At 26.3% G+C, this 1,101-nt stretch carries 2 protein-coding genes; both read left to right on the top strand.

What is annotated here, in order from left to right:
• Positions 1 to 49 precede the first annotated feature (49 nt).
• Positions 50 to 415, top strand: a complete 366-nt coding sequence (locus HNQ03_RS16040) for a hypothetical protein (RefSeq protein WP_173780704.1) — start codon at positions 50 to 52, stop codon at positions 413 to 415.
• Positions 408 to 974 carry a hypothetical protein gene (locus HNQ03_RS16045; protein WP_173780705.1) on the top strand — a complete coding sequence of 189 codons (567 nt, stop codon included), beginning with the start codon at positions 408 to 410 and terminating at the stop codon, positions 972 to 974. The genes HNQ03_RS16040 and HNQ03_RS16045 overlap by 8 nt, the downstream gene beginning before the upstream one ends.
• The last annotated feature ends 127 nt before the right edge of the window (positions 975 to 1,101 follow it).

The following is a 1,101-nucleotide window of genomic DNA, read 5'->3' on the forward strand; positions in this document are numbered from 1 at the left end:
TTTCCCACATTTGCCAACAACAACAGCGGAATATTAAATGAAATATCAGATGAAATTACTACTTTTGAGTCGTACTGAAAATGGGGAGCCTACATTTTCAGTTATTTCAACTTTACATTTGTCATCAACTGTTTTCGTGGACCCTAAAACTTTTATGAATAATTTTAATAGAGATGGCAACTACTTTATGCCAAGTAAGTTATTTGCACACGACCATAATCACCCTGCAAATACCCTTCCGAGTGGATATATTATAAGAAATGGAAAGATTATCCCACAACCTTCATTTGTAAATGGCTCTAGAGGACTTGTAGATTATCACAATACCGTTGACAATAGTTTTAATGGTGTTAAATTTAGAGTTTATACAAGGGGTAAATATATTAATTATGACTCAAATGGTGGAAATGAATAAGAATTTAAAATTTTTAATTATAATATTTATATTAATTAGTTTTCAAAGTTTCTCTCAAACAAGAAAGAAGAAAGATTGCTTTACTTTAAACCCAATTATTAACACATTTATTAATAATTTGATTAATAAAGATGTTAGTATAAATGATAACTATTTAACATTAATAAGTTTAAAGGATAATGAAGGAAATTACAATATTGATTTACAACTTACATCTGGTAATTTAGAGACTTTTAAGATTGTATCGCCAAATGAGGTTAAAATAAAATATGGAAATATAAAAATTCTGTTAATTGGAAAAACTGCAGAAGATTTAAAATTCCTAAAAAAGGCAATTAGTAAGGCAAATAGAATCTTTTTAAATGGCGATGGATCTTTAAATAATAAATCTTTTTTTGATGAAGTGTATGTATGGAGTTTGTTTTTTAATAGTAGAAAAGAGTTAATTAATATTTATTTACCCGAAGAAAGACAATCTGCTTATAAAATCTTTAATGAAATGAAAGACAAAATTAATATCAGTTCAAATTTTAAGAGTTTAGATTGTAATTGTTTCTAAAATTATGTTTAATAATTTCAATGTTATTTAAAACCCGAGAGCACAATTTCGAAGATTTTGAAATCTGATGCCTGGAATAGTAGCATTGCCAGAAAAATTGTTCCTGACGTAATTAATTTAAATATTA

Source organism: Frigoriflavimonas asaccharolytica (assembly GCF_013294015.1).
In the GTDB taxonomy this organism is placed as follows: domain Bacteria; phylum Bacteroidota; class Bacteroidia; order Flavobacteriales; family Weeksellaceae; genus Frigoriflavimonas; species Frigoriflavimonas asaccharolytica.